Raw genomic sequence first — 26,126 nt, forward strand, 5'->3', positions numbered from 1 at the left:
GCCGATTGACGCCCGTCGAGTACGAAACCATCATGGCCCCTCACACAGCACTCGCTGCGTAAACCCCAACTGTCACCCGATCACGCAGCAGTCCCCTGGAGGCGCTGGCGCTGGCGCTCGGGGTTGATGCGTCCCAGCTCGATCCATCAGGTAGAGGCCCGGTCGGCAGGGTGCACGTGGCGCTGCCGAAGATCTCTGCTGCCGTGGCAGGGTACGACGTTCCCCTCGACCCGCCTGGGATGACGCTCGGAGAGCTCTCCGAAGCTGCGAGGCAAGCGACCGCCTGGCGGTTGGCTGCTCAATACGGTCGTATCGCAGCAGAGGCTCCGCTACTGCTGAGTGAATGCCTTGCACACCTGCACGCCGCCGTCGGTCCGGCCCGCCAAGAGGCGGCCCGCTTGGTAGTAGCCACGGCTCGCGCCGCCGATGCCGTCGCTTTCAAGCTGCGGGCTCACGACCTGTCTGCACGGCTCATCGAGGTGATGCGGTGGGCCGCCAGCCACACCGGGGATTCCGACGTGGCTGCGGTGGCCGCATACGTGCACGCCGAGACCTTCCTCGCCTCAGAGTCGTATCGGAAGGGCCAGGTTGTCCTCGAAGGTGCACTGGATACTGCGCGCAACGCAGGCGGTGCCTGCTCCCCTGCGGCTCTCGGAGCTCTCCACATGCGCACTGCCGTGGTGGCCGCGAGGGGCGGGGACGCAGTCGGCTCGCGCGCCCATCTGAACGAGGCGGCGCGCATGGCGGGCGACCTTGCGGAAGGCGTCCATCTCGGTACGGCGTTCGGTCCCTCCAGTGTTCGCATCCACGAGGTGGCCGTGGCCGTCAGCCTGGGGCAGGAGCACGTCGGTCATGCCCTGGATATCGCTCGGGTGTGGAAGCCTGGAGCAGAGATTCCCGCTGAGCGACGATCAGGCTTCTTCGTGGAGCTCGGCCGTGCGCAACTCTGGGCGGCCCGTCCGGATGAGGCCTTCGAGTCCCTGAAGCTCGCACGATCCCTTGCGCCGCAACACGTACGGGACCATCCGTGGGTACGTGAGGACATCGCAACCCTCCGACGCATCAAGCGTGGGGCCAACCAGCCGTTGTCGGCGTTCGCCGAGTGGGTCGGTGCGGCGTGACCAGCCTGGGATACAGGGGCAGCCCCCGATGCCTGCACTCTGACCGTCACGGTCGTGGAAATCCCGCTCAGCGGATCGCAGAGCACGGGGCGGGTCGGCTGCCGCCGAGACGGCCGGAGCGCGTAGTGGTCGTTGGCGGCCTATGCCCAGCCTCAGGCGGCCCGGAGGCCGCTGGGCCTGCCCAGCTGTGTAGCGATCCGCTGCGGCTTGTTGCTTGTGGTCTTTCCGCCCGGAGGGCGGGGGCCCGGGGGAACGGGATGCGCCTGGCCGACCCTGACGAACCAGGGCCCTGGTCCCCCTGCTGCTTTCTCTCCTGTGGCTGCTGGCAAGTCTGGGACTTGACGTCCCGTGGTGCCCTGTCAAGGGCGGAGCGCCAGCGGAGTCGCGCAGCGACGCGACCGAAGGGAGCGCCCTTGACAGGGCACCACGGGACGGCCGGACAGTCAGACATGCGAGCAGACACCGGAGAGCTTCTCCGACCCCGGTCGGGGATGGGGAGCCGGGGGCCTGACCCCGGTCGCGGTGGGGGTGGGTGGGCAAAGGGCGGTGCTGGGGGTGCCGGGGCGGGGGAGGAGACGGGGTGCGGGGGAGCGCTCGTACCGCTGCGGGCTCTGATCCCGGCCCCGGCGTTCGTACCGTTGCGGATCCTGACCCCGGCCCCGGAGCGTACGTACCGCCCGCCTACGCCGCCATGCCCAGGGCCCTGGGCATCAGGTGGCGTCTGGCGAGGTAGGCCAGGAGGCCGTAGCCGGTGAGGAGGAGGGCCATGGTGAAGATCCATTCGTGGGAGCCCCCGGGGCGGTAGACCCGCCCCGGGTTGCCCACGTCCACCGCCGGGGCCACCCGGCCTTCGGCCAGGGAGTCCTTGGCGGTCCCGTAGAGGGTGATGCCCTCGCGGGTGACGGTGCCGTCCTTGGAGGTGAAGCTGCCCGCCCACTCGCAGCTCTCGTGGCCGCCGTGGGAGACGCAGCGCAGTTTGCCCGCGGTGAAGGAGCCCGCGACCCCGTCGGCGGTGGCCGCGCGGGCCACGTTGCCGAGGTTGGGCAGCGCCACGTACAGCAGCAGGGCCGCGAAGGCCAGCAGCAGGGAGCCGACGAAACCGGAGGGGCGGCGGGCGGCGGTCATGCGGTGAGGGCGCAGTCGCAGCGGGCGTTGCGGTTGTCCGGGGTGTTGCGGACGTGGTAGACCATCGCGATGATCATGGGGATGGTCACCAGCGCGTTGTAGAAGAGGTGCAGTTCGACGCGCGGGAAGACGAGCTGCAGCACGCTGGTGGGGACGGCCTTGCCCGCGATGTACGCGCCGGCGAGGGCCTGGATCAGCAGGAGCAGGTGCTCGATGTGGTGCCAGAACTGCACGCCCAGGGTGATGTTCCACCAGGTCCGGGAGCGGCCCTCGAAGCCGCGGCGGAAGATGATGAACCCGACGAGCATCAGGATGGCGTAGCTGTAGTGCATCCACTCGGACTTCACCAGCCACGGGAAGGGCACGCCGAGGACTCCGCGCGCCTCTGGGACCGGCCAGCCGAGCACGTAGATCTGGATGGCCTGGGTGAGGTGCTCGGCCCAGTGCGCGAGGACGATCACCAGGAACACCCTCAGGCCGATCTTGTGGAACCTGCCGTTGAGGGAGTTGAGTAATCCGCTCTCAACAGGCTTTACCTGCGCGGTCGTTGCCATGATGATCTCCTCCGTCGGTCCGGATCCGGAGGCTATCTGACCAGCGCAGATGAGGGGTGGTCTTCTTCGAGATTGCGGATCTGCGGTCAAACGGGAACGGAGTGGGTCCTTTCATACAACTCAGCAGCTACCTTGGCCGCATGCTGAAAAGAACCTACGAGGGCCAGGACTGCAATCTGGCCCGTTCGCTCGAGGTGATCGGTGAGCGCTGGAGCCTGCTGATCGTCCGGTCGGCGCTGCTGGGCGTGAAGCGGTTCGACGGCTTCATGGGCCACTTGCAGATCGCCCGCAACATCCTGACCAGCAGACTCGCGCGTCTCGTCGAGCTGGGCATCATGGAGAAGGTCCCCTACCAGGACAAGCCGGTGCGGTACGAGTACCCGCTGACGCCCATGGGACGGGATCTCGCCACCGCCGTCATCGCGCTCATGCAGTGGGGCGACCGGAACATCCCGCTGGAGATGGGCCCGCCGCGGCGGGCCGAGCACATCGGGTGCGACGGGCACGTGCACGTGCGGATGGACTGCGACCGGTGCGACCGGGACGTCCGGGGCGAGGAGGTCGCCGTACGGAAGATCCGCTGAACCGGGCCGCCTCTGAACGCTCCCCCACCACCCCACGCCCACCCCCGCACCCCACCCCCGCCCCGCCCTGAACGCCCCCCGGACACCTGAACACCTCTCGAACAAGCCCCCCGCCACCTCGGTGAACATCCCTAACCAGGCTTCAAGGGGGCCCCGTTGCGCACTACCGAAGATGCCGCGTGCTATAGCGCCCCTTGACCATGAGGCCTCCTGCCACCACCCCCGGTGGCCCCGTGGAGGAGGCACAGCGTGGGAACCGCAACGGGCGCTCTGCGCAAGCTGCTCATGGCCCCGGCCCTGAGCGAGGTCAGTTTCGCCGGACGGGGCTTCCCCGTCGTCCCGACGCCCGCGACGGCCCAGCTGGAGAGCATCCCGCAGGCGGTCGTCACCGGCTTCGAATGGGGCATCGAGGCCCGCGACCTCTGGGAGACCGAGCGCCGGCTGGAGCTGGTCGACCCCGAGCTGCAGGGCTTCGCGTACGAGGGGGCCACCATGGCCTCCGTCATCCGCGACGTGATGGGCCCCGGCCGCGGCCGCCGCACCCAGGACCTGATGGAGGGCGCCAACGGGCGCCGCCACATCTTCCTCAACTACATCGGCATCGGCTTCGCCATGGCCAAGCTGCCCCGCCCGCTGTGGAAGAAGGTCATGCCCGAGCTGCACGGCGACGAGTTCTACCCGCCGATGCTCTGGCTCGCCGTCGACGGCTACGGCTTCGACCGCGCGTACTTCGACACCCGCCGCTGGATAGACGAGCAGCGGCTCGACAGTCCCCACCCGTGGGACGGCCACCCCGACTACTTCCAGCGCGCGTTCGACCAAGGTGTCGGGCGCGCGTTGTGGTTCATCCACGGGGCGCACGTCGACAACGTCACCGCGGCCCTGCGCCGCTTCGCCTCCTCCCGCCACGCCGACCTGTGGGCGGGCGTCGGGCTGGCCGCCACCTTCGCCGGCGCCTCCCACTCGGAGGACCTCTCCGCCCTCTACGCGGCGGCCGGCGAGCACCGCGGGCACCTCGGCCAGGGCTCCGTCTTCGCGGCGAAGGCCCGCCACTTCTCCCGGACGGTCCCGGAGCACACCCGCATCGCCGTCCACGCCCTCGCCGGACTCACCGTCGAGCAGGCCGCCGCGCTCGCCGACGACAGCACCCCCGACCTGAAATCGACGGGACCTGTGCCCACGTACGAACTCTGGCGTACGGCGGTGCGTGAACAACTCCTCGTAAATGCCGTTTGAGCATTTCTGGAGTAGACGCTCCGGCGGGCCCGATCGTTAGATTCGAATTCAGCTAATTGGCTAGGTCGCAGTACCGAAGTGCCGAAGTGTCGACGTACCGCAGTACGGCAGGACCGAAAGACCGAAAGACCGTAAGGAAAATCCAGGACTGTAAATACGAGGGGCGGTTTGCTACGTGTCCATGTTGCGTGCGCTGAGGCGCAGGGTCCTCACACCCAATGTCCGGGAGACGCACCTGGATCGACGCGGATTCCACGTGAAGAACCCGGAAGCCAAGCATCAGCTGGAAACCGTCGGGTGCACCTTCCTCCAGGGGTACGCCTACGCGGTCGAGGCCCGTACGGCGGCCGAGGCCGAGGAGTGGCTGGAGACCGTCCCCCGTGCCTACCGCGGGTTCGCGTACGAGGGCGCCGGGATGGGCGCCGTGATGCTCGACGTGATGTCCGGCGGGGGCAGCCGGCTGACCGGCCTCCTCGAGGGCGAGGGCGCCAAACACGACTACATGATCTACGTCGGCGTGGGCTGGGCCATGGCCCGGCTGCCGAAGTTCCTGTGGCCGGACGTCACCAAGATCGACCCGGTGCTGCGCTGGCTGATCCTGGACGGCTACGGTTTCCACCAGGCCTACTTCAAGACGGACGCGTACGTGCGCAAGCCGCACGACGTGCACCCCTTCAGCTGGGCCGGCGGCTCCGACGAGTACAGCCAGCGCTGCCTCGACCAGGGCATCGGCCGGGCGCTGTGGTTCGTCGGCGGCACCGACCCCGACGTGGTCGCCGGGCTGATCTCCTCCTACCCCGAGCACCGGCACGCGGACCTGTACGCCGGCTCCGGGCTGGCCTGCACGTACGCGGGCAGCGCCGACGAGGCGGAGCTCAAGCGCTTCGCCGAGTACGCCGGCCCGTACGCGCCGAACCTCGCCCAGGGCTCCGCCTTCGCCTCGGAGGCCCGGGTCAAGGCCGGCACCACCATCGACCACACCCGGATGGCCGCCCGCGTCCTGTGCGCCGGGCGCACCCCGGAGGAGGCCGCCCAGGTCTGCCTCGACACGCGGCCCGAGCGCTGCGACGGCGGTCCGATCCCGGCCTTCGAGACCTGGCGGCAGGCCATTGCCGCCGGAGTATCCGTCCCCTCGTACTCGCAGGAAGGTGCCACCGCATGACGCACCCAGTTGCCTGGCTGCGAAAGCAGGCACCCGGAGTAATTGCCCTCGCCGTTATGGTGAGCATGTTCTACGCGGTGAAGCCGGAGGAATCCTCCGCTTCCGAGAAGCGTGAACTCGCGCAGGCATTCAAATTCGAGCCCATGTCCATTGCGCTGCCCTCCGGATACCGTCAGCAGACGGTCCGCAAGGTGAACAAGGCGTACAAGCACATCGAGGCGTGGATTTCCTCGGTCGGTGCCGGTGTCGCGATGAACGACATCGACGGCGACGGGCTTTCGAACGACCTGTGCATCACCGACCCGCGCACCGACCAGGCGGTCATCACCCCGGCCCCGGCCCCCGGCCGCAAGAGTGCCACGTACGCGCCCTTCGCCCTGGACCCGGCCCCGCTGCCGAAGACCCCGTACAGCGCCCCCATCGGCTGCGTCCCCGGCGACTTCAACGAGGACGGCGCCACCGACGTCCTCGTCTACTACTGGGGCCGCACCCCGGTGATCTTCCAGCAGAAGAAGGAGGCCTGGGACAAGAAGATGCCGCCCAAGGCCGAGTGCTTCGAGCCGGTCGAGCTGGTCCCGGGCAACGGCGGCAGCGTCTACACCGGCCCGCTGTGGAACTCCAACGCGGCCTCCGTCGCCGACTTCGACGGCGACGGCCACAAGGACATCTACATCGGCAACTACTTCCCCGAGAGCCCCGTCCTCGACTGGACGAAGGACGGCGGGGTCACGATGAACGACTCCATGTCGCACGCCCAGAACGGCGGCGGCGGGCACTTCTTCCTCTGGACCCCCGACGGCTACAAGAAGGTCGAGGAGGAGGTCATCCCCAAGGGCCGCGCCAAGGGCTGGACCCTGGCCGCCTCCGCCACCGACCTCGACGGCGACCTCAAGCCCGAGCTGTACCTCGGCCTCGACTTCGGCTCCAGCACCCTGCTGCACAACCGGTCCACCCCCGGCAAGCTGGAGTTCGTCGAGGTGAAGGCCAAGTACAGCGGGATCATGCCGCGGTCGAAGCAGATCGGCCGCAGCTCCTTCAAGGGCATGGGCATCGACTGGGCCGACCTCAACGGCGACGGCCTGCTCGACTCCTTCGTCTCCAACATCACCACCTCGTTCGGCATCCAGGAGTCGAACTACACCTTCATCAGCAAGGCCAAGAGCCAGGCGGACCTCTCCCGCCAGCTGAACAAGGGCGTGGCCCCCTGGAAGGACGAGAGCGCCTCCCTCAACACGGCCTGGTCCGGCTGGGGCTGGGACGCCAAGATGGCCGACTTCGACAACGACACCCGCGCCGAGATCACCCAGGCCACCGGGTTCGTCAAGGGCAAGCGCAGCCGCTGGGTGCAGCTCCAGGAGCTCGCCACCGCCAACGACCAGCTGGTCCGCCACCCCGGCGCCTGGCCCAAGGTCGAGGAGGGCGACGACCTCGCCGGCGACCAGTTCCTGCGCCTGTGGACCCGCAACGGGGACAAGTACGACAACATCTCCAAGGAGCTCGGCCTCGGCGTGCCCGTACCGACCCGCGGCATCGCCACCGGTGACGCCGACGGCGACGGCCGCCTCGACCTGGTCGTGGCCCGGCAGTGGGACGCCCCCGTCTTCTACTGCAACCTCAGCCCGTCCCAGAACGACTACCTCGGCCTGAGGCTCGTCGACGACAAGGGATCGGCCGTGGTCGGCGCCCAGGTCACCGTCGCCCTGCCCGACGGGCGCAAGCTCCTCGGCCGCGTCGACGGCGGCAGCGGCCACTCCGGCAAGCGCAGCACCGACGTGCACATCGGCCTCGGCAAGGTCAGCGGACCCGTCCAGGCCAACATCTCCTGGCGCGACTCGACCGGCCAGGTCCGCAAGCAGGCCCTTTCGCTGACCCCCGGCTGGCACACGGTCCAGCTCGGCACCGAGGCCAAGGAGAAGTGACCGTGTCTTCCCAGAACACCGCAGCTGCAGCCCCGGCGAAGCCAGCCGGAGGCCCCCGCCACGACCCCAAGGTCATCACCGCCCTGAAGCGGTTCGCGATCTCCATCACGGTGCTCAACATCCTCGGCTACACCGTGCTCGGCTTCGAGCAGGTGTGGATGTGGCCCTTCATCGCGGTCTTCACCGCGTACGCCACCGAGCTCTCCCTCGAATGGGTCAGCGCCCGCAGTGAGAACCGGGCCCCGCGCTACGCCGGCGGCGGCTTCAAGGGCGTCGTCGAGTTCCTCTTCCCCGCCCACATCACCGGTCTCGCGGTGAACATGCTGACGTACGTCAACGACCGCTGGTGGGTCATGATGTTCGGCGTCGTCGTCGCCGTCGGCACCAAGCACGTGCTGCGCGCCCCCCTCAAGGGCCGCATGCGGCACTACATGAACCCGTCGAACTTCGGCATCGCGGTCATCCTGGTCCTCTTCCCCTGGGCCAGCATCGCCCCGCCGTACCACTTCACCGAGTACCTGACGGGCAAGACCGCCGTCGGCGACTGGATCCTGCCCGCGGTCATCATCACCCTCGGCACCCTGCTCAACGCCAAGCTGACCAACCGCATGTGGCTGATCGCCGGCTGGGTCGGCGGCTTCGCGATCCAGTCCGTCGTCCGCGGCTGGATCTTCGACACCTCGATCCCCGCGGCCCTCGGCATGATGACGGGCACGGCCTTCGTGCTCTTCACCAACTACATGATCACGGACCCGGGCACCTCGCCTTCGAAGAGGTCCTCGCAGATCGCCTTCGGCGCCGGTGTCGCCGGTGTCTACGGGGTCCTGACGGCCCTGCAGATCGCGTACGGCATCTTCTTCGCCACCGCGATCGTCTGCCTGATCCGCGGCCTGTACCTGTGGGGCCTGCACTTCCAGGAGAAGCAGCGCTCCGCCGCCGCCAAGACCGCGGCGATCCGCCCGATCGAGCCCCTCGCCGCCGTACCGTCGCCCGTCCCCGCCCCCGTCGAGGCACCCGTCAAGGTGCCCGCCGCGGCGGCCGCGGCCGCACCGGTCTCGGCGGTACCCGCCCCCGCCGAGGACCCGTGCATCGCCGGGACCTGCATGCACGGCAAGTGCGCGGCCATGCGCGCCACCGCGGCGAAGGACGAGAAGGTGACGGTGACCCTGTGAGCAGAATCGCCATCGTCGGCATAGCGGGCCGCTATCCCGACGCCGCCAACCACCGCGAGCTGTGGGAGAACGCAGTCGCCGGCCGCCGGGCCTTCCGCCGGCTGCCCGACGTGCGGATGCGCCTCGCGGACTACTGGGACCCCGACCCAGCCACCCCCGACCGGTTCTACGCCCGCAGCGCGGCCGTCCTGGAGGGCTACTCCTTCGACCGGATCGCCCACCGCATCGCCGGCAGCACCTACCGGTCGACCGACCTCACCCACTGGCTCGCCCTCGACACCGCCGGGTCCGCCCTGGCCGACGCCGGTTTCGCCGGCGGCGAGGGACTGCCGAAGGAGCGTACGGGCGTCATCGTCGGCAACACCCTCACCGGCGAGTTCTCCCGCGCCAACGTGATGCGGCTGCGCTGGCCGTACGTACGCCGCGTCCTGGCCGCCGCCCTCAAGGCGGAGGACTGGGAGGACGAGCGGACCGCCGACTTCCTCGCCGGCGTGGAGGAGGCGTACAAGCAGCCCTTCCCCGCCATCGACGAGGACACCCTCGCCGGCGGCCTGTCCAACACCATCGCCGGGCGGATCTGCAACTACTACGACCTCAACGGCGGCGGCTACACCGTCGACGGGGCCTGCAGCTCCTCCCTGCTGTCCGTCACCACCGCGGCGACCGGCCTGGTCAACGGAGACCTGGACGTGGCCGTCGCGGGCGGCGTGGACCTGTCCATCGACCCCTTCGAGATCATCGGGTTCGCCAAGACCGGCGCCCTGGCCAAGCGGGAGATGCGGCTCTACGACCGCGGCTCCAACGGCTTCTGGCCCGGCGAGGGCTGCGGCATGGTCGTCCTGATGCGCGAGGAGGACGCCCTCGCCGGCGGCCACCGCATCTACGCCTCCATCGCCGGCTGGGGCATCGCCTCCGACGGCCAGGGCGGCATCACCCGCCCCGAGGTCAGCGGCTACCAGCTCGCGATGCGCCGGGCGTACGAGCGGGCCGGGTTCGGCGCCGACACCGTCCCCCTCTTCGAGGGCCACGGCACCGGCACCGAGGTCGGCGACGCCACCGAGCTCAAGGCCATCATGGGCGCCCGCGCCCAGGACAACCCGCAGGCCCCGCTGGCCGCCATCTCCTCCATCAAGGGGATGATCGGCCACACCAAGGCCGCCGCGGGCGTCGCCGGGCTCATCAAGGCCACCCTGGCCGTCGACGCGGCGATGCTGCCGCCCGCCATCGGCTGCGTGGAACCGCACGACCTCCTCACCGAGGACGGCGCCAACCTGCGCGTCCTGCGCCAGGCCGAGGCCTGGCCCAAGGGCGCACCGCTGCGCGCCGCCGTCACCGCCATGGGCTTCGGCGGGATCAACACCCACGTGGTCGTCGACAAGGCCGTGCCCAAGCGGCGCCCGGCCCCCAGCCGCCGCGCCACCACCCTCGCCAACTCCCTCCAGGACTCCGAACTGCTCCTGTTCGACGCCGAGTCCCCCGCGGCGCTGGGCGAGCGCCTCACCGAGGTCGCCGGCTTCGCGGCGCAGCTGTCGTACGGACAGCTCGCCGACCTCGCCGCCACCCTCCAGCGCGAGCTGCGCGAGCTGCCCTACCGGGCCGCCGCCGTGGTGACCTCCCCCGAGGACGCCGAGCTGCGCCTGAACGCCCTGGCCGGCTCCGCGGCCGAGGGCACCGTCAGCCACTTCGCCCAGGACGGCCGGACCTTCCTTGGAAAGGCCGACGGCGAGGCCCGGATCGGGTTCCTCTTCCCCGGCCAGGGCTCCGGCAAGGGCACCGGCGGGGGCGCGCTGCGCCGCCGCTTCACCGAGGCCGCCGAGGTGTACGCCAAGGCGGGCCTGCCCACCAGCGGGGACATGGTCGCCACCGACGTGGCCCAGCCGCGGATCGTCACCGGCTCCACCGCCGGCCTGCGGGTCCTGGACTCCCTGGGCATCGAGGCCGAGGTGGCCGTCGGCCACAGCCTCGGCGAGCTGTCCGCCCTGCACTGGGCGGGCGCCCTGGAGGGCCCCGCACTGCTGGAGGCGGCCCGGGTGCGCGGCGCGGCGATGGCCGAGCACAGCGCCTCCGGCACCATGGCCTCCCTGGCCGCGGCCCCCGAGGCCGTCACCCCGCTGACCGACGGGCTGCCCGTGGTCGTCGCCGGGTACAACGGGCCCAAGCAGACCGTGGTCGCCGGGCCGGTGGACGCGGTCGAGGAGGTCGCCGCCCGCGCGGCGAAGGCCGGGGTCAACTGCACCCGCCTGGCCGTCTCGCACGCCTTCCACTCCCCGCTCGTGGCCCCGGCCGCCGAGTCCTTCGGCGAGTGGCTGGCCGCCGCCGAGTTCGGGACCGTGGACCGGCGGATCGTCTCCACCGTCACCGGTGCCGAGCTGGAGCAGGACAGCGACCTCGCGAAGCTGCTGCGCCAGCAGATCACCGACCCGGTGCTCTTCACCCAGGCCGTGCAGGCCGCCGCCGCGGACGTGGACCTGTTCGTCGAGGTCGGACCGGGCCGGGTGCTCAGCTCCCTGGCCGCGAACACCGTCGACGTACCGGTCCTCGCCCTCAACACGGACGACGAGTCGCTGCGGCCCCTGCTGGCCGTGGTCGGCGCGGCGTACGTGACCGGCGCCCCGCTGATCCACGAGCGGCTCTTCCGCGACCGGCTCACCCGGGCGCTGGAGATCGGCACCGAGTTCAGCTTCCTGACCAGCCCCTGCGAGCAGGCCCCCGAGATCAGCCTGCCCGCCGGCCGGGCCGCCCGCCCCGCCGAGGGCGAAGCGGGTACGCAGGCACCCGCCGCGGACGCTGCCGGTGCCGAGGGCCTGACCGCCCTCCAGGTCCTGCGGGAGCTGGTCGCCGAGCGCGCCGAGCTCCCCCCGGAGCTGGTCGCCGACGACAGCAGCCTCCTGGACGACCTGCACATGAGCTCCATCACGGTCGGCCAGATCGTCAACCAGGCCGCCACCAGGCTCGGCATCGGCGCGGCCCACGTGCCGACCAACTTCGCGACCGCCACGGTCGCGCAGCTCGCCGAGGCCCTGGAGGAGCTGGCCGGCTCCGGCGGCGGCGCCCCGGGCAGCGGCCCGCTCGTCACCGGATCGGCCGTCTGGGCCCGCCCGTTCGCGGTGGACCACGACGAGGTGCCGCTCGCCCCCGCCGGACCGGCCGGACAGAACGGCCCCTGGGAGCTGTACACCGCCGGCCAGGACCCCTTCGGGCAGCAGCTCAAGGAGGCCCTGGAGCACGGCGGAGTCGGCTCCGGCGTGGTGGTCTGGCTGCCGCCGTCCTGCCCCGCCGCCCACATCGAGCAGGCCCTCGACGGTGCCAAGGCCGCCCTCGCGGCCGGTGACCGCGAGCGCCGGTTCGTCCTGGTGCAGCACGGCCGCGGCGCGGCCGGCCTCGCCAAGACCCTCCACCAGGAGGGCCACCTGCGGACCACGATCGTCCACACCCCGGCCCCCGGGGCGGACACCGTGCGGACGGTCGTCGCGGAGGTCGCGGCCACCGGCCGCTTCACCGAGGTCCACTACGACGACCAGGGGGTGCGCCGGGTCCCGACCCTGCGGGCCCTGCCCGCGGCCCCCGCCCGTACCGAGCACGTCATCGGATCCGGGGACGTCCTGCTCGTCACCGGCGGCGGCAAGGGCATCACCGCCGAGTGCGCCCTGGCCGTGGCCAAGGAGACCGGAGCGAAGCTGGCCGTCCTCGGCCGCTCCGACCCGGCCGCCGACAAGGACCTCGCCGACAACCTGGCCCGGATGGCCGACAGCGGGGTCGAGGTCGCCTACGCCCGCGCCGACGTCACCGACCCGGCCCGGGTCGCCGCAGCCGTGGCCGAACTCTCCGGGCGGCTCGGCCCGGTGACGGCCCTGCTGCACGGTGCCGGACGCAACGAGCCCGGCGCCCTGACCTCCCTCGGCATCGAGGACTTCGAGCGGACCTTCGCCCCGAAGGTCGACGGCCTGCGGGCCGTGCTCGAAGCGGTCGGCGAGAGCAGCCTCAAGCTGCTCGTCACCTTCGGCAGCATCATCGGCCGGGCCGGCCTGCGCGGCGAGGCGCACTACGCCACCGCCAACGAGTGGCTCGCCGACATCACCGAGGAGGTCGCCCGCAACCACCCCGGCTGCCGCGCCCTGTGCATGGAGTGGTCGGTCTGGTCCGGGGTCGGCATGGGCGAGAAGCTGTCCGTGGTCGAGACGCTGTCCCGCGAGGGCATCGTCCCGGTCTCCCCGGACGCCGGCGTCGAGATCATGCTCCGGCTGATCGGCGACCCGGACGCCCCGGTGGTGACGGTCATCAGCGGCCGTACGGAAGGCATCGCGACCATCCGCAAGGACCTGCCGCAGCTGCCGCTGCTGCGCTTCACCGGCAGCCCGCTGGTCCGCTACCACGGGGTCGAGCTGGTCACCGAGGTCGAGCTCAACGCGGGCACCGACGCCTACCTCGCCGACCACCTCCTCGACGGCAACCTGCTGCTGCCGGCCGTCCTCGGCATGGAGGCCATGGTCCAGGTCGCCCACGCGGCCACCGGCTGGGACAAGGTGCCGGTCATCGACGGGGCGCAGTTCCTGCGGCCCATCGTCGTACCGCCCAACGGCTCCACCCGGATCCGGATCGCGGCCACCGTGACCGCCGAGGACACCGTGGACGTCGCCGTCCACGCGGAGGAGACCGGCTTCGTCGCCGAGCACTTCCGCGCCCGGCTGCTCTACGGCGACCTGCCGATCCCCGAGGGGCAGCCCGAGCAGGTGCCCGCGGGCGTGCCCGCGGCCCCGCTGGAGCCCGTCGCGGACCTGTACCGCAGCGGGGTCCTCTTCCAGGGCGACCGCTTCCAGCGGCTGCGCCGCTTCCACCGGGCGGCCGCCCGGCACGTCGACGCGGACGTGGCGCTGGGCGCGCAGGCCGGCTGGTTCGCCCCGTACCTGCCCGCGCAGCTGCTGCTGGCGGACCCGGGCATGCGGGACGCGCTCATGCACGGCAACCAGGTCTGCGTCCCCGACGCGACCCTGCTGCCCTCCGGCATCGAGCGGCTGTACCCGCTCGCCCAGGGGGCCGGTGTGCCGGAGCAGGTGCGCTACTGCGCCACCGAGCGGTACCGCGAGGGCGACAAGTACGTCTACGACGTCGCCGTGCGCGACGCCGACGGGCGGATCGTCGAGCGCTGGGACGGACTGACCCTGCACGCCGTACGCAAGAACGACGGCGCCGGGCCCTGGGTGGAGCCGCTCCTCGGCTCGTACCTGGAGCGGACCCTGGAGGAGGTGCTCGGCACCCACATCGCGGTCGCGGTGGAACCGGACGCGGCGGACGCCGACGGCTCCACCGAGTCCCGCCGGGCCGCGACCGCGGTCGCGGTGCAGCGGGCCCTCGGCGACACCGCCGAGATCCGCTACCGGCCCGACGGGCGGCCCGAGATCGACGGCGGGCGGCAGGTCTCGGCGGCCCACGGGGTCGGCGTGACGGTCGGCGTGGTCGCGGAGCGCACGGTGGCCACGGACGTCGAGGCCGTCAACGTCCGCTCCGAGGAGGAGTGGGCGGGGCTGCTCGGCGAGTACGCCTCCCTGGCCGCCCTGGTGGCCGCGGAGACCGGCGAGGCCCCGGACACGGCGGCGACGCGGGTGTGGAGCGCCGTCGAGTGCCTCAAGAAGGCCGGGGTACTGGCGGGGGCTCCGCTCACGCTGGCACCGAAGTCCCGTACGAACTGGGTGGTGTTCACCGCCGGCGGGCTGCGGATCGCGACCTTCGTGACCGCGCTGCGCGGGGCGCTCGACCCGGGCGTGTTCGCCTTCCTGACGGACGGGACGGACGCGGCGTGACGGGGCGGGCGAACCACTTCGAATACCGGCACGCGGTGGCCTTCGCGGAGACCGACGTGTCAGGTTGCGCCGACTACGTGCACTACCTGCAGTGGCAGGGACGGTGCTGGCAGCTCTTCTTGCGCAAGGCGGCGCTCGACGAGCTCGACGGGGTCAACGGCCCCGTCGGGCCCGACGTGACGGGTGGTTCGCCCGCCGACCTGCGGCTGTTCACACTGCAGGTCGACTGTGAGCTCTTCGAGGCGGTCTGCGCGCAGGACCGCCTGTCCGTACGGATGCGGGTGGCCGACCTCGGCCACACGCAGTTCGACTTGACGTTCGAATACGTCAAGGAGACGGGGGACGGCGAAGTGCCGGTGGCCCGGGGCAGCCAGCGCGTGCTGTGTCTGCGCGGCCCCGAGTCCGCCCCCGTCCCCGCACTGATCCCCGACGCGCTGGCACAAGCGCTGGCGCCCTACGCGGCCGGGATTCGGCCGCCGGCAGGGAGGCAGACATGAGTCCCACGGCCGCTCCGTCCGCGGAGCTCGTCGACGTGGAAGACAGAAAGCAGTTGCGCGGGAGCTTCGGTGCCTTCCCCACCGGCGTCACCGTGGTGACCGTCGGTGGGGAGACCCCGCGCGGCATGACAGCCAATTCGTTCACATCCGTCTCCCTCGAACCCCCGCTGGTGCTGATCTGCGTCAACAAGGACGCCGTGATGCACCAGCACCTCGGGGTCTGCGAGACCTTCGCGGTGTCGATCCTCGGCAAGGAGCAGGAGGCGCTGGCCAAGCACTTCGCCGACCGCTCCCGGCCGGTGGGCGCGGGCCAGTTCGACGCCGTCGACTGGGTGCCCGGGCGGGTGGGCGACGCCCCCCTGATCTCCGGCGCCGTCGCGCAGTTCGAGTGCGAGAAGTGGGCCTCGTACGACGGCGGCGACCACACCATCTTCCTCGGCCGCGTGCTCAGCGCCGCCCGCCGGCCCGCCGAGGAGGCGCTGCTCTTCGCGAGCGGCCGCTTCCGGCGCCTGGTCCAGGACCAGGCGGAAGGCAGGGCGGCGTGAAAGTCCACCCACCGGGCCCGCCCCTGAAGGCCATGCCCGGACTGCTGCGCAAGCTCGCCTTCGACCGGCTCGCCCTCATGCAGGACGCGGCCGACCTGGGCGACGCCGTCCGCGTCAACATGGGCCCCAAGAAGCTGTACATCTTCAACCGGCCGGACTACGCCAAGCACGTCCTGGCCGACAACGCCGACAACTACCACAAGGGCATCGGCCTCGTGGAGGCCCGCCGCGTCCTGGGCGACGGACTCCTCACCAGCGACGGCGAGGTCTGGAAGACCCAGCGCCGCGCCGTCCAGCCCGCCTTCAAGCCGGGCCGCATCACCCGGCAGGCGGACGCCGTCGCCGAGGAGGCGGCGAAGCTCGTCGCCCTGCTGAGACGGCACGAGGGCCAGGGGCCCGTGGACGTGCTCCACGAGGTCACCGGACTCACCCTCGGGGTGCTCGGCCGCACCCTCCTCGACGCCGACCTCACCCGCTACGACTCGATCGCCCACGCCTTCGAGGAGGTCCAGGACCAGGCCATGCTGGAGATGGTCACCCAGGGGGCCACCCCCGGCTGGCTGCCCCTCCCGCGCCAGGCCCGCTTCCGCAGGGCCCGGCGCGAGCTGTACCGGGTCTCCGACCTCCTGGTCGCCGAGCGCATCGAGCGGATGTCCGGCGGCGAACAGCCCGACGACGCCCTTTCCCGCGTCATCCACGCCGCCTGGCAGCAGGAGCGGGACGCCGACCGGGTCCGCACCCGGCTGCGCGAGGAGCTCGTCACCCTCCTCCTCGCCGGCCACGAGACCACGGCCAGCACCCTGGGCTGGGTGCTGTACCTCCTCGAACAGCACCCCGAGGCCCGGGAGGCCGTACGGGCCGAGGCCCGGGAGGTCCTCGGAGAGCGCATCCCCGAGGCCGCCGACCTGCACAAGCTGACGTACACCACCAAGGTCATCCAGGAGGCCATGAGGCTGTACCCGCCGGTGTGGGTGCTGCCCCGGGTCTCCCAGGAGGACGACGAGGTGGGCGGGTACCACGTGTCCGGCAAGTCGGACGTCCTGGTCTGCCCGTACGTCATGCACCGCAACCCCGAGCTGTGGGAGGACCCGCTGCGCTTCGACCCGGAGCGCTTCGACCCCAAGCGGGTCGCCGGACGGGACCGGTACGCCTACATCCCCTTCGGGGCCGGCCCGCGGTTCTGCATCGGCAGCAACCTCGGGATGATGGAGGCCGTCTTCGTCGCGGCCCTCGTCACCCGGGACCTCGACCTGCGGATGCACCCGTGCCATCCGGCGGTCCCGGAGGCCATGCTCTCGCTCAGGATGCGCGGCGGGATGCCCATGACGGTGCACCCGGTGAGCTGAGGCCCGCGACCCCGTCGCACGAAGGAGGGGCCGGCAGCGGTGGAGACACCGCGGCCGGCCCCTTCTGTATGCGGCGGAACGAATCGCGCGAGCGTCGCAACGGCACCGGGAGCGTACGCCTCACTGCACGCCCAGGCGGGCCAGCAGCACCGGCGGGTCCAGCACGTCCAGCGGCCGCAGCACGATCTCGGCGGGCCGCGGCAGCGCCCCCGGCCGCACCGTCACCGGCCCGTGCTGCCCCACGGACAGCACGCCGGCGCCCTCCTCGGCCCCGTACGGGGTCGTGTGGACCAGGATGTGCCAGGTGCCGTTCGGCACGTCCCGCAGCTCGAAGGGGCCCGGCTCGTCCAGCACGGTCCAGCGCACCGGACGGCCCTGGCGGACCCGGGTCGGGAAGATGCCCACGAAGACCGTGCCCGGCTCCTCACCGGCCGGCAGGACCACCTTGCCGCGCAGCGACAGGCTCTGCGCCACGGCGCCGCCGCCCGCGGAGCGCACCACACCGCCCTGGGGGATCCTCGGAAGGACCCCGCCGAGCTCCCGGTAGGCGCTGGGGGAAAGCCCCACACAGGCCTTGAAGCGGGAACTGAAGGTGCCGACGCTGCTGTATCCCACCTGGCTGCTGATATCGGCCACGCTGAAATCGGTCAGCACCAGCAGGCGTTTCGCCTCCTGCATGCGTAATGCCGAAAGGAAACGTCCCGGAGAAGTGCCGGTGACGTCTCTGAAGATCCGCGTGAAGTGGAATTTGCTGAACATCGCCGTGCGTGCCATGTCGTCGATCGTCAGGTCCTGCCCGAGATTGACGTGCATATATCCGATGGCACGGCGGACGGCGTGCTCGATGGTCGTCGTGGTCACGGTATCTCCCTCTCGGTACGGGGCGTCAACGTCGAGTTGGCTGAGTCGCGTGGAGTTCGGGGAGCTCCGGACCGGCGTGCCTGCGCACCGCCAGTTCCTCGGCGAAGCGGCGCCAGGCGTCCGAGCAGTGCCGCGCCAGGTCGGCCACGGCATCGATGCTGTGGGGCGGGATGGAGTCCAGGCGCTTGCGCCAGGCCTCGTCCACCATGAAGTGCGTGTGGAGCCAGCGGATGAACTCCCGGCCCGTGTCCGTGTGCCGCAGCGAGGGGTCCCCGGCGAGCCGGCGCAGGGTGTCCATCGGCGGCCGGGAGCGCGGCGACAGCGCGGCCTGCGGGCCCTGCGCGGCCCGTACCGGGGGCTGCCCCCGGTAGCCCGCGCCCTGCCCCGGCAGCCCGCCCGCGGGGGGCGGCGGACCGGCCGCGCGCCGGGCCGCCTGGCCCGCCGCCTGCCGGCTCTGCGGCACCGGGTCCTCGCCGCGCAGCAGCCGCTGCCGCACGTCGTGCGCGGTGCCCAGCGACAGCCCCGTCTTCTCCACGATCGCGCGAAGCGGCAGGTCAGGGTCCTGCGCAAGCAGCTCGGCGGCGTGCATCCGCTCCGCGGTGCGGTCCAGGGGATGGGCCCGGCCGTCCGCGCCCGTACGCATGTTCAGCGGCGGAGAACCCGCGGCTGAACACACCCGGACCCCCGCGATGGTCTTGGCGTCGAGCCCCACGTGGGCGGCCACGGCGCGGTCCGACAGGCTCGGGTGGGAGCTCAGTATCCGGGCGGCCGCCGTCTTGCGCTCCGCCACCGACAGGGGCAGCCCGTGCGCCAGGTTCGCCGCCACCGACCGCAGGAACACCTGGTCCTCGGCGGCGTCGAAGAAGCGCACCTCGACGGTGTCCAGGCCCTTCAGGACCGCCGCGCGGATCCGGTGCATCCCGTCGACCACGCGCATCGTGGGCCGGTGCACCAGCACCGGCGGGAGCAGGGTGTAGACCGCCGCCAGACGTCGCACGTGGGCCTTGTCGATCCCGCCCAGTCGCGGAGAGTCGGCGGGCAGCAGATCGCCGATCGGTACCCGGTGCGTGTCGTGCGCCGGCGGGAGCGGGGCATCGTCAGCACTTTTCACGTTGCCCCCAAGCATCAGAACCAAGGCGCACTTCCGCGGGACGCCGGTGTCACAGCGGAAGGAATGTCACGTGCAGGTGCGGAATGCATCCGGGACCCGAGCCTAGGCGAGCCCCCGGCGCGTACCGGAAGTCGGGGATCCACGCCGCGCCGACTCTGGAGAGTCGTGTTCAGGTTCGCTGCGACTTTGGCTGGTTGCTTGAACTGCGGCCCGGGTTCTAGTTTTCTCTCACGCCGCAAGGCAACCACTCAGAACCGAAGAGAAAGGGGATCGAGTTGCGAGAAGAAAACGCACGAGTGGCGCCTGACGGCGAGAGCCGGACGATGACGTTGGAGGCCTACGCCGACACCATCGTCCCGGGGCAGAAGCGCTGGGCCGAAGACCGCGCGATCGCCGGTGTCTCCACCGGCGGCGGCGCGGTCGAGGCCGGGGCGCTGGAGCTCCTGCGCTGGGATGCCACCGGCATCCACGACGGACTCGACGACCTGGCCGACCTGGCCAACGGACACGCCGAGGCCTACGCCGCAGAGCAGGGCATCGCCCTCGACGAGAGCGTGCCGCCCTTCGTCTCCCTCGACTACTCCGAGCGCGTCGCCCTGATCCAGCGGCTGACGACGCCCGGGCACCCGGAGAAGGACTTCTGGGTGATGCTCTCCCTCTTCTGCAACATGGCCTTCGACTCGGCTGCGCACCTGCACACGGCCGAGGCGCTGGCGGACGGACACCCGGGCCTTGCTGCCATGGGCCTCTCCCACCCCGACGCGGACGGCCTCTGGCGCTTCAAGGACGCCGGTTACGGTCGCGAACTCGCCCGACTCCACCCGGACACCACGCCTCAGGGGAGCCCAGCATGAGCAGCAGCGTCGAGCGTACGGAAGTCCTGGTCATCGGCAGCGGGTTCGGCGGCGCGATCGCCGCCTACCACCTCGCCGCCGGCGGTGCCAAGGTCACCGTGCTGGAGCGCGGCCCCTGGTTGCAGAGCAACGACTTCGAACACGACTACAAGCTCGGTTCCTCCTACACCCGGGCCTTCGACTTCACGGTCGGCGACGGGATGAGCATTCTCGGTGGCAACTGCGTCGGAGGCGGCAGCGTCGTCTACTTCGCCGCGATGCCCCGCGCCCCCCGGTTCGTCTTCGACCGGCAGGGCTCCATCGGCCGCAGGATGTGGCCGGCGGCGGTCAGCCGCGCGACGCTCGACCCCTGGTACGACCGCGTCGAGGAGTCCCTCTCGGTCGCCAAACAGGATTGGAGTGACGTCAGCTACGCCGGCGGCCTGTGGGCCGCAGCCTGCAACCACGCCGGACGCACGGCCAATCCCCTGGCCGTGGCCATCGACAACACCAAGTGCGTCAACTGCAACTGGATGATGGCCGGCTGCCGGTTCGAGGCGAAGCAGTCCCTGCTGGTCAACTACCTGCCCGCCGCCATCGCCCACGGCGCCGAGATACGGCCGCTGCACGAGGTGCAGTACATAGCCCGTACCGACGAGGGCGACTACCGGGTCCACTACGACGTGGTCCACGACGAGGACTACCGGATCCACGAGGGAACCGGGGTCATCGAGGCCAAGATCATCGTGATCGCGGCCGGAGCCGGCGCCACGCCGGTCATCCTGCAGCGCAGCGAGGCCCACCTCGGCACCATGCCGCGGGCCGTCGGCCGGTACTTCTCCGGCAACGGCGAGCGCCTCAACACCGCCATCATCAACGAGGAGAAGGCGGCCGAACTGCTCGGCCTGGACCGGGGCGACGGCATCGCCTACGCGGCCAACCAGATCGGCAAGGGGCCCACCGTGGCCAGCTGGGACCGGCTCGACGGCTCCCTGCCCGAATACTCGCGCTACTCGCTGGAACAGCTCTACTTCCCGCCCGGCCTGGGGACGATCCTCGCCCAGGTACCCGACGCCACCGGCCCGACCTGGTTCGGTGCGGAGAAGAAGGAGATCCTCAAGCGCTGGACCTCATGGCTGACCATCTTCACGATGATCGAGGACGACAACGAAGGAGTCTTCGGCCCTCCTCCGGCCACCGGTAACGCCCACCGCATCTCGCAGCAGATGCTCGGCCGCGGAAACCTCCGCTACGAACCCACCCGCAACACCCTGGGCGCCTGGGACAAGTCCGACGCCGAGGTGAAGGAGATCCTGGAGAAGGACGGCCTCGCCAAGGTGATGCCGTGGACCAACGACCTGGTCGGCGCCTACACGGTGCACCCCCTGTCCTCCTGCCGGATGGGAGACGACCCGCACACCTCCGCACTCGACGACCGCAACGAACTGCGCGGCCACCCCGGCATCTTCGTCACGGACGGCTCGTCCGTCCCCGGAGCACTCACCGTCAACCCCGCCAACACGATCGCAGCGCTCGCCGAGCGCGCAGTTCCGGGCATCGTGCAAGCCGCCCAGAGCAAGGGGATCTCCGTCAGCTACGGGGCACCGGCCCCGGACGGCTCGAGGAGCGGGCGCAGGAACGTGCTGCCCCTGCTGCCCACCCTGACCCGCACCTGACCGACCGTTCCGCCGGATCCCCGGCACCCGACACCGCGCCGTCCGACAGCGAGCCCCTCGCTGCGGGCGGACGTGTCCGCCAGGTGGGTTGTTTCAAGCAACCCACCTGAACACCCCGCCAGACCACCTGACCCGAAACCCCGACCCGAAGGGCACCCGCCACCATGACCGTCTCCCTCGCCACCTCCGCCGCCACCGCCGTCGACTACTTCGAGTACCGCCACACCGTCGGCTTCGAGGAGACCAACCTCGTCGGCAACGTCTACTACGTGAACTACCTCCGCTGGCAGGGCCGCTGCCGCGAGCTGTTCCTCAAGCAGAAGGCGCCGGCGGTGCTCGCCGACGTCCAGGAGGACCTGAAGCTCTTCACGCTCAAGGTGGACTGCGAGTTCTTCGCCGAGATCACGGCTTTCGACGAGCTGTCGATCCGGATGCGGCTCAGCGAGCTCGGCCAGACCCAGCTGGAGTTCACCTTCGACTACGTCAAGCTCGGCGAGGACGGCACGGAGACCCTGATCGCCCGGGGCAAGCAGCGGATCGCCTGCATGCGGGGTCCCAACACGGCGACCGTCCCCTCCCTCATCCCGGACGCGCTGGCCCAGGCGCTGGAGCCGTACACCGCCGCCCAGGTGCGCTCGCTGGCCGGCCGGGCCGCCTAGGCCGTTCTTTCGGGCCCAGTGAGTTGCATCAAGCAACCCGGCCCGACGCAGACGCCAGACGCCAGACGCCAGACGCAGACGGAACAGCAGCACACGCAGCAGCACCAGCAGGAACAGAAGAAGACGCAGAGCAGGAGCGAGGCCCGTACGTCCGCAGCACGCCCAGTCAGTTGCATCACACAACCCGAACCCACCGCAGAAGGAGAAACACCATGAGCCTCAACGACGTCCTCAAGGCCCTGTCCGCCGACATCGACGAGGTCGCCGACCTGGTCGCCGACCTGGACGACGAAGCCTGGTACACGGAGACCCCGGCCACCGGCTGGAACATCGCCGACCAGATCGCCCACCTGACCTTCATCTTCACCCTCGCCAAGACCGCGGCCGCCGCCCCCGAGCAGTTCAAGGCGATCACCGCCGCCGCGGCCTCCGACTTCGACGGGGCCGTCAACGCCGCCCTGAAGCAGTTCAACGGCTTCCCGCCCAAGGAGCTCCTGGCCCGCTTCCGGGCCGAGGGCGAGGCCTCGGTCGAGGCGCTGGCCGCGGTGCCCGAGGGCCAGGTCGTGCCGTGGCTGGTCAATCCACTGCCGCCGGTCGTCCTCGCCTGCGCCGGGATCATGGAGCTCTTCGGCCACGGCCAGGACATCGCCGACGCCCTGAAGGTGCGCCGGCAGCCCACGGACCGGCTGCTCCACCTGGTCAACTTCGCCTTCCTGACCCAGTCCTTCGGCTACGAGTCCCACGGCCTGACCCCGCCCTCCGGCCCCTTCCGCTTCGAGCTCACCGGCCCCTCCGGGGAGCGCTGGGACGTCGGCCCGGCGGACGCCACGCAGATCATCACGGGCCCGGCCCACGACTTCTGCCTCCTGGTCACCCGTCGCCGCCACCGGGCCGACCTGGGCCTGAGCGCCACCGGCGAACTGGCGGACCAGTGGCTTGACATCGCCCAGGCCTACCGCGGGCCGGCCGGCGAGGGCCGCCGCCCGGGCCAGTTCGAGGACCACCAGTGCTGAACGGTGCCGGGAACCCCTCCGGCCACCACCCGCCCGCAGCCGCACCGCAGCACGGCACCGCCCGACCCCGCACCCGCTCCCGCAGCCCACCAAGGAGAACCCCTGTGACCAGCGCCGACAGCCACTTCAGCCCCGAAGACGCCGCAAGCGGCCACGAGACGGTCCTCCAGCACGTGACCGTGATCGGCTGTGGACTGATCGGCACCTCGATCGCACTCGCACTGACCCGGGCCGGGGTCCTGGTCACCCTGGAGGACCGCTCCTCCCGGGCCCTGGAGACGGCCCTGATGATGGGCGCCGGCCGGGAACTGACCCCCGACACCCCGCCCGCCGACCTGGTGGTCGTCGCCACCCCGCCGTCCACCGTCGTGGACGCCCTGTACGAGGCGCAGGCCCGCGGGCTCGGGCACGCCTACACGGACGTGGCCAGCGCCAAGGAGCACATCTGGACGGAGGGCCTGCTGCGGGGCAGCGACCTCCTGGGGTACGTACCGGGGCACCCGATGGCGGGGCGCGAGCTCTCCGGCCCCGGCGCCGCCCAGGCCGACCTCTTCGAGGGCAGGCCGTGGATCCTCTGCCCCTACCCGACGGTCGAGCCGCGGGCCCTGGAGGCGGTCGACGCCCTGGTGGCCCTCTGCGGGGGGATTCGCCGGGACATGACCCCCGAGGCCCACGACCGGGCCGTGGCGGCCCTCTCCCACGCCCCCCAGCTGGTGTCCTCGGCGCTCGCCGCCCAGCTGGCCGGACTGGACACGGAGGTGCTGGCGCTGGCCGGCACCGGAGTCCGGGACACCACGCGGATCGCGGGCAGCGACCCCGGGCTGTGGGGGGACATCCTCGGCCAGAACGCGGCCGCGGTGGCCGATGCGGTGGAGCGGATCGCCGACGAACTGGCCCTCACGGCCCAGGAGCTGCGCCGGCAGGGCGTGGCCGGGTCGGCCGTGGTGGACGGCCTGCTGGGCCGCGGGAACGAGGGCCGCACGGCCCTCGTACGGGCGGGCTCCCCGGCGGGCGCGGCTGAGGCTGCGGTCGCGGAGGCGGAGGCGGCAGTGGAGACGGTGGCGACGGTGGAGGCGGCCGGGGCTGCGGCGGGCACGGCGGGCACGGCGGGCACGGTGGTCCTGGCGGGCGCCGAGGCGGCCGGGCCGGGCGCGGGTCCGGTGTACGCAGGGGCGGCGGCAGCCCCGGCAGGGACGGGCGCGGTGTACGCGGAGGCCGGGACGCGGCGGGCGGAAGGGGTGCGGGTCGGCGAGGGCCCGCGCACCGGAGCCCTCCGGACCGGCGCCGCGGCCGGCGCCCGCCCCGAGCCGGGCACCGCCCCGCGGGCGGGCCGGGGCGGCGGCCCGTACGCCGGGCAGGGCGTCCGGTCGGGCGCGGCCGCGGGCACGGGACGCCCGTACGCGGGGCAGGCGGGCGGGGCGGGCACGGCCGGCGGGGCCGTACCGCACCCGCACCCCGCGGGCCGCGTGCTCCCGGTCAGCCGGCCGGGGCGGCCCCTGACCCGGCTGGTCCTGCCGCTGCGGCCCGCGGGCCGCGGGCCGTCACCGCGCCTGCGCCACGGCCGGCAGGACGGGCCGGGGACGCGCGTCCACCGGCTCGCGGGCTGACAGCCGGGAGCCCACGCACAGCGCGGCGGACAGCGCGGCCCAGGAGGTGAGTTCGATCAGCTCCCGGTCCGAGGCGTGCCGCTCCCGGAAGGCCTGCACGTCCTCGTCGGTGGTCTGGTACGAGGCGAAGGCGGTCAGCAGGGCGAGCCGGGCGGTGGGCCGGTCCTCCCTCGGCAGCCCGGACAGGGCCTCGGTCAGCCAGAGCCGGCTGGGGCCCGCGGGGCCGCCGTCCCAGCCGGCCAGCTGCTCGTGCAGCCGGTCGCGGACCGGCTGCGGGACCCAGCGGGCGCCCTCCTCCACGGCGGCGGCCGCCCGGCCGACGGCATCGGCCACCACCGGGTTGGCCCGGGCCCACTCCAGGCCCGGCGGCAGCGGGGCCGCGGGCAGCAGGGACAGCGAAGCCCCCGGGGCCAGCGGGTCGGGACCGGCCGGCCGCATCGACTTGGCCACGGTCCGCATCACCGGGCCGCGGACGAAGCCGGGGGCCTGGTCGGGCATCGGGGAGTCGGCGAGGTACAGGCCGACCATGCGGTTGATGTAGTGGAAGGTCACCGCGACCCCGCCGTACTCGGCGGCCTGCGCCGGGGAACCGGGGACGGGGTCGGGAGCCGCGGTCCCGGGGCCCCGCAGCCGCCCGGTCGCCCCGGCCCAGCGGGCCAGCGGCTCCTCCTCGGCGGCGGGCACGGGCGCCAGGGACTCCAGGGTGGCCTGGTGCACGGAGACGCAGTACGGGCAGGCGTTGGCGCGGGACACCCCGGTGGCCACCACCTCCTTGGCCGCCCGGCCCGCCGCCCCCTCCACGAGGAGGTTCTCGCGGAGCATCAGCCAGGCGGCGGCGAGGACGGGCGGGGCGGGGGAGTGCAGCGCCAGGGGCGGCGCGAGCACCCCGAAGTCCTGCTCCGCCTGCTCGTACACGGCGGCCACCAGGCCCTGGGCGCGGCCCGGTGGGACCGCCTGCACGTGGCGCACCTGCTTGAGGGCGCCTCGCAGCACCGCTCGTACGACTGGCCTCACGTCAGTTACCTCCTGCTCGGGGCGGACCGAGGGGTCCGCCCGGCCTGCTGGGTCTGCCGGGCCGCCCGGGCCCCCGTGGCCGCCCGGGCGGCCCGCCCACGGCCCCTGCGGGCCGCGGGGGGCGGGGGGTCCGGGTCCGGGTCGGGGAACGGCGGCGGGCGGGGTGGCACGGATTCGGGGAGCTCGGGGAGTTCGGGGAGTTCGCGATGCCGGGCCCGGGTGCCGGTCCGGTGGGCGGGCCGGGGGACGGGGCGGTGGCGGGCGCCGCTTCCGGGGCCGCGGGGAGCGGTCGG

At 72.0% G+C, this 26,126-nt stretch carries 20 protein-coding genes; 15 read left to right on the forward strand and 5 right to left on the reverse strand.

Features of this window, described 5'->3' with window-relative positions:
* Window positions 1–176: 176 nt before the first annotated feature.
* Window positions 177–1,121, forward strand: a complete 945-nt coding sequence (locus tag ACZ7JZ_RS30625) for a transcriptional regulator (RefSeq protein ID WP_470945054.1) — start codon at window positions 177–179, stop codon at window positions 1,119–1,121.
* Window positions 1,122–1,802: 681 nt separating this feature from the next.
* Here the strand turns inward: ACZ7JZ_RS30625 and ACZ7JZ_RS30630 are convergent.
* Together ACZ7JZ_RS30630 and ACZ7JZ_RS30635 are read right to left on the reverse strand one after the other, a co-directional pair.
* On the reverse strand, window positions 1,803–2,246 hold the full coding sequence (locus tag ACZ7JZ_RS30630; protein WP_470945055.1) for a hypothetical protein: 444 nt from the start codon (window positions 2,244–2,246) through the stop codon (window positions 1,803–1,805).
* Window positions 2,243–2,800: a hypothetical protein gene (locus ACZ7JZ_RS30635; protein WP_470945056.1), complete on the reverse strand. Its 558-nt coding sequence runs from the start codon at window positions 2,798–2,800 to the stop codon at window positions 2,243–2,245. Before ACZ7JZ_RS30635 ends, ACZ7JZ_RS30630 begins: the two co-directional genes overlap by 4 nt.
* A gap of 140 nt (window positions 2,801–2,940) precedes the next feature.
* Here ACZ7JZ_RS30635 and ACZ7JZ_RS30640 point away from each other — a divergent pair, with 140 nt between their 5' ends.
* The 9 genes from ACZ7JZ_RS30640 to ACZ7JZ_RS30680 all read left to right on the forward strand — a co-directional run bounded on the left by ACZ7JZ_RS30640 (window position 2,941) and on the right by ACZ7JZ_RS30680 (window position 17,059).
* Window positions 2,941–3,384 (forward strand): winged helix-turn-helix transcriptional regulator, encoded by a 444-nt coding sequence (locus ACZ7JZ_RS30640; protein ID WP_470945057.1) that lies wholly within the window; start codon window positions 2,941–2,943, stop codon window positions 3,382–3,384.
* A 249-nt stretch (window positions 3,385–3,633) separates the two neighbouring features.
* Window positions 3,634–4,620, forward strand: coding sequence for a DUF1702 family protein (locus ACZ7JZ_RS30645; RefSeq protein WP_470945059.1), 987 nt, complete (start codon window positions 3,634–3,636; stop codon window positions 4,618–4,620).
* Window positions 4,621–4,801: 181 nt separating this feature from the next.
* Entirely contained in the window at window positions 4,802–5,782 is a 981-nt protein-coding gene (locus tag ACZ7JZ_RS30650) for a DUF1702 family protein (protein ID WP_470945200.1), read from the forward strand.
* Entirely contained in the window at window positions 5,779–7,701 is a 1,923-nt protein-coding gene (locus ACZ7JZ_RS30655) for a CRTAC1 family protein (RefSeq protein ID WP_470945061.1), read from the forward strand. The genes ACZ7JZ_RS30650 and ACZ7JZ_RS30655 overlap by 4 nt, the downstream gene beginning before the upstream one ends.
* Window positions 7,698–8,873, forward strand: coding sequence for an enediyne biosynthesis protein (locus ACZ7JZ_RS30660; RefSeq protein WP_470945063.1), 1,176 nt, complete (start codon window positions 7,698–7,700; stop codon window positions 8,871–8,873). The genes ACZ7JZ_RS30655 and ACZ7JZ_RS30660 overlap by 4 nt, the downstream gene beginning before the upstream one ends.
* The gene (locus tag ACZ7JZ_RS30665; RefSeq protein WP_470945065.1) at window positions 8,870–14,671 is read left to right on the forward strand and encodes a type I polyketide synthase; all 5,802 of its coding nucleotides are present in this window, start codon (window positions 8,870–8,872) and stop codon (window positions 14,669–14,671) included. Before ACZ7JZ_RS30660 ends, ACZ7JZ_RS30665 begins: the two co-directional genes overlap by 4 nt.
* A 56-nt stretch (window positions 14,672–14,727) precedes the next feature.
* Entirely contained in the window at window positions 14,728–15,168 is a 441-nt protein-coding gene (locus tag ACZ7JZ_RS30670; RefSeq protein ID WP_470945067.1) for an acyl-CoA thioesterase, read from the forward strand.
* On the forward strand, window positions 15,165–15,713 hold the full coding sequence (locus ACZ7JZ_RS30675) for a flavin reductase family protein (RefSeq protein ID WP_470945070.1): 549 nt from the start codon (window positions 15,165–15,167) through the stop codon (window positions 15,711–15,713). The genes ACZ7JZ_RS30670 and ACZ7JZ_RS30675 overlap by 4 nt, the downstream gene beginning before the upstream one ends.
* On the forward strand, window positions 15,710–17,059 hold the full coding sequence (locus ACZ7JZ_RS30680; RefSeq protein WP_470945072.1) for a cytochrome P450: 1,350 nt from the start codon (window positions 15,710–15,712) through the stop codon (window positions 17,057–17,059). Before ACZ7JZ_RS30675 ends, ACZ7JZ_RS30680 begins: the two co-directional genes overlap by 4 nt.
* A gap of 120 nt (window positions 17,060–17,179) precedes the next feature.
* On the opposite strand, the gene ACZ7JZ_RS30685 is transcribed toward ACZ7JZ_RS30680, so the two are convergent.
* On the reverse strand, window positions 17,180–17,920 hold the full coding sequence (locus ACZ7JZ_RS30685; RefSeq protein ID WP_470945074.1) for a helix-turn-helix domain-containing protein: 741 nt from the start codon (window positions 17,918–17,920) through the stop codon (window positions 17,180–17,182).
* A 25-nt stretch (window positions 17,921–17,945) separates the two neighbouring features.
* Window positions 17,946–18,917, reverse strand: coding sequence for a ParB/RepB/Spo0J family partition protein (locus ACZ7JZ_RS30690; RefSeq protein WP_470945077.1), 972 nt, complete (start codon window positions 18,915–18,917; stop codon window positions 17,946–17,948).
* Between the two features lie 437 nt (window positions 18,918–19,354).
* Here ACZ7JZ_RS30690 and ACZ7JZ_RS30695 point away from each other — a divergent pair, with 437 nt between their 5' ends.
* The 5 genes from ACZ7JZ_RS30695 to ACZ7JZ_RS30715 all read left to right on the forward strand — a co-directional run bounded on the left by ACZ7JZ_RS30695 (window position 19,355) and on the right by ACZ7JZ_RS30715 (window position 24,819).
* Window positions 19,355–19,885 (forward strand): DUF5987 family protein, encoded by a 531-nt coding sequence (locus ACZ7JZ_RS30695; protein WP_470945079.1) that lies wholly within the window; start codon window positions 19,355–19,357, stop codon window positions 19,883–19,885.
* A complete protein-coding gene (locus ACZ7JZ_RS30700; RefSeq protein ID WP_470945080.1) occupies window positions 19,882–21,540 on the forward strand; it encodes an FAD-dependent oxidoreductase in 1,659 nt (552 codons plus the stop codon). Before ACZ7JZ_RS30695 ends, ACZ7JZ_RS30700 begins: the two co-directional genes overlap by 4 nt.
* A gap of 164 nt (window positions 21,541–21,704) precedes the next feature.
* Window positions 21,705–22,199: an acyl-CoA thioesterase gene (locus ACZ7JZ_RS30705; protein ID WP_470945083.1), complete on the forward strand. Its 495-nt coding sequence runs from the start codon at window positions 21,705–21,707 to the stop codon at window positions 22,197–22,199.
* A 212-nt stretch (window positions 22,200–22,411) separates the two neighbouring features.
* Window positions 22,412–23,212 (forward strand): TIGR03084 family metal-binding protein, encoded by an 801-nt coding sequence (locus ACZ7JZ_RS30710; protein ID WP_470945084.1) that lies wholly within the window; start codon window positions 22,412–22,414, stop codon window positions 23,210–23,212.
* A gap of 104 nt (window positions 23,213–23,316) precedes the next feature.
* Window positions 23,317–24,819: a prephenate dehydrogenase gene (locus ACZ7JZ_RS30715; RefSeq protein ID WP_470945087.1), complete on the forward strand. Its 1,503-nt coding sequence runs from the start codon at window positions 23,317–23,319 to the stop codon at window positions 24,817–24,819.
* Here ACZ7JZ_RS30715 and ACZ7JZ_RS30720 read toward each other — a convergent pair.
* Complete coding sequence (locus tag ACZ7JZ_RS30720; protein WP_470945089.1) at window positions 24,754–25,833, reverse strand: carboxymuconolactone decarboxylase family protein; 1,080 nt, start codon at window positions 25,831–25,833, stop codon at window positions 24,754–24,756. The two genes, ACZ7JZ_RS30715 and ACZ7JZ_RS30720, sit on opposite strands and share 66 nt — an antisense overlap.
* Window positions 25,834–26,126 lie beyond the last annotated feature (293 nt).

This window comes from Streptomyces sp. NPDC038213 (genome assembly GCF_055600495.1).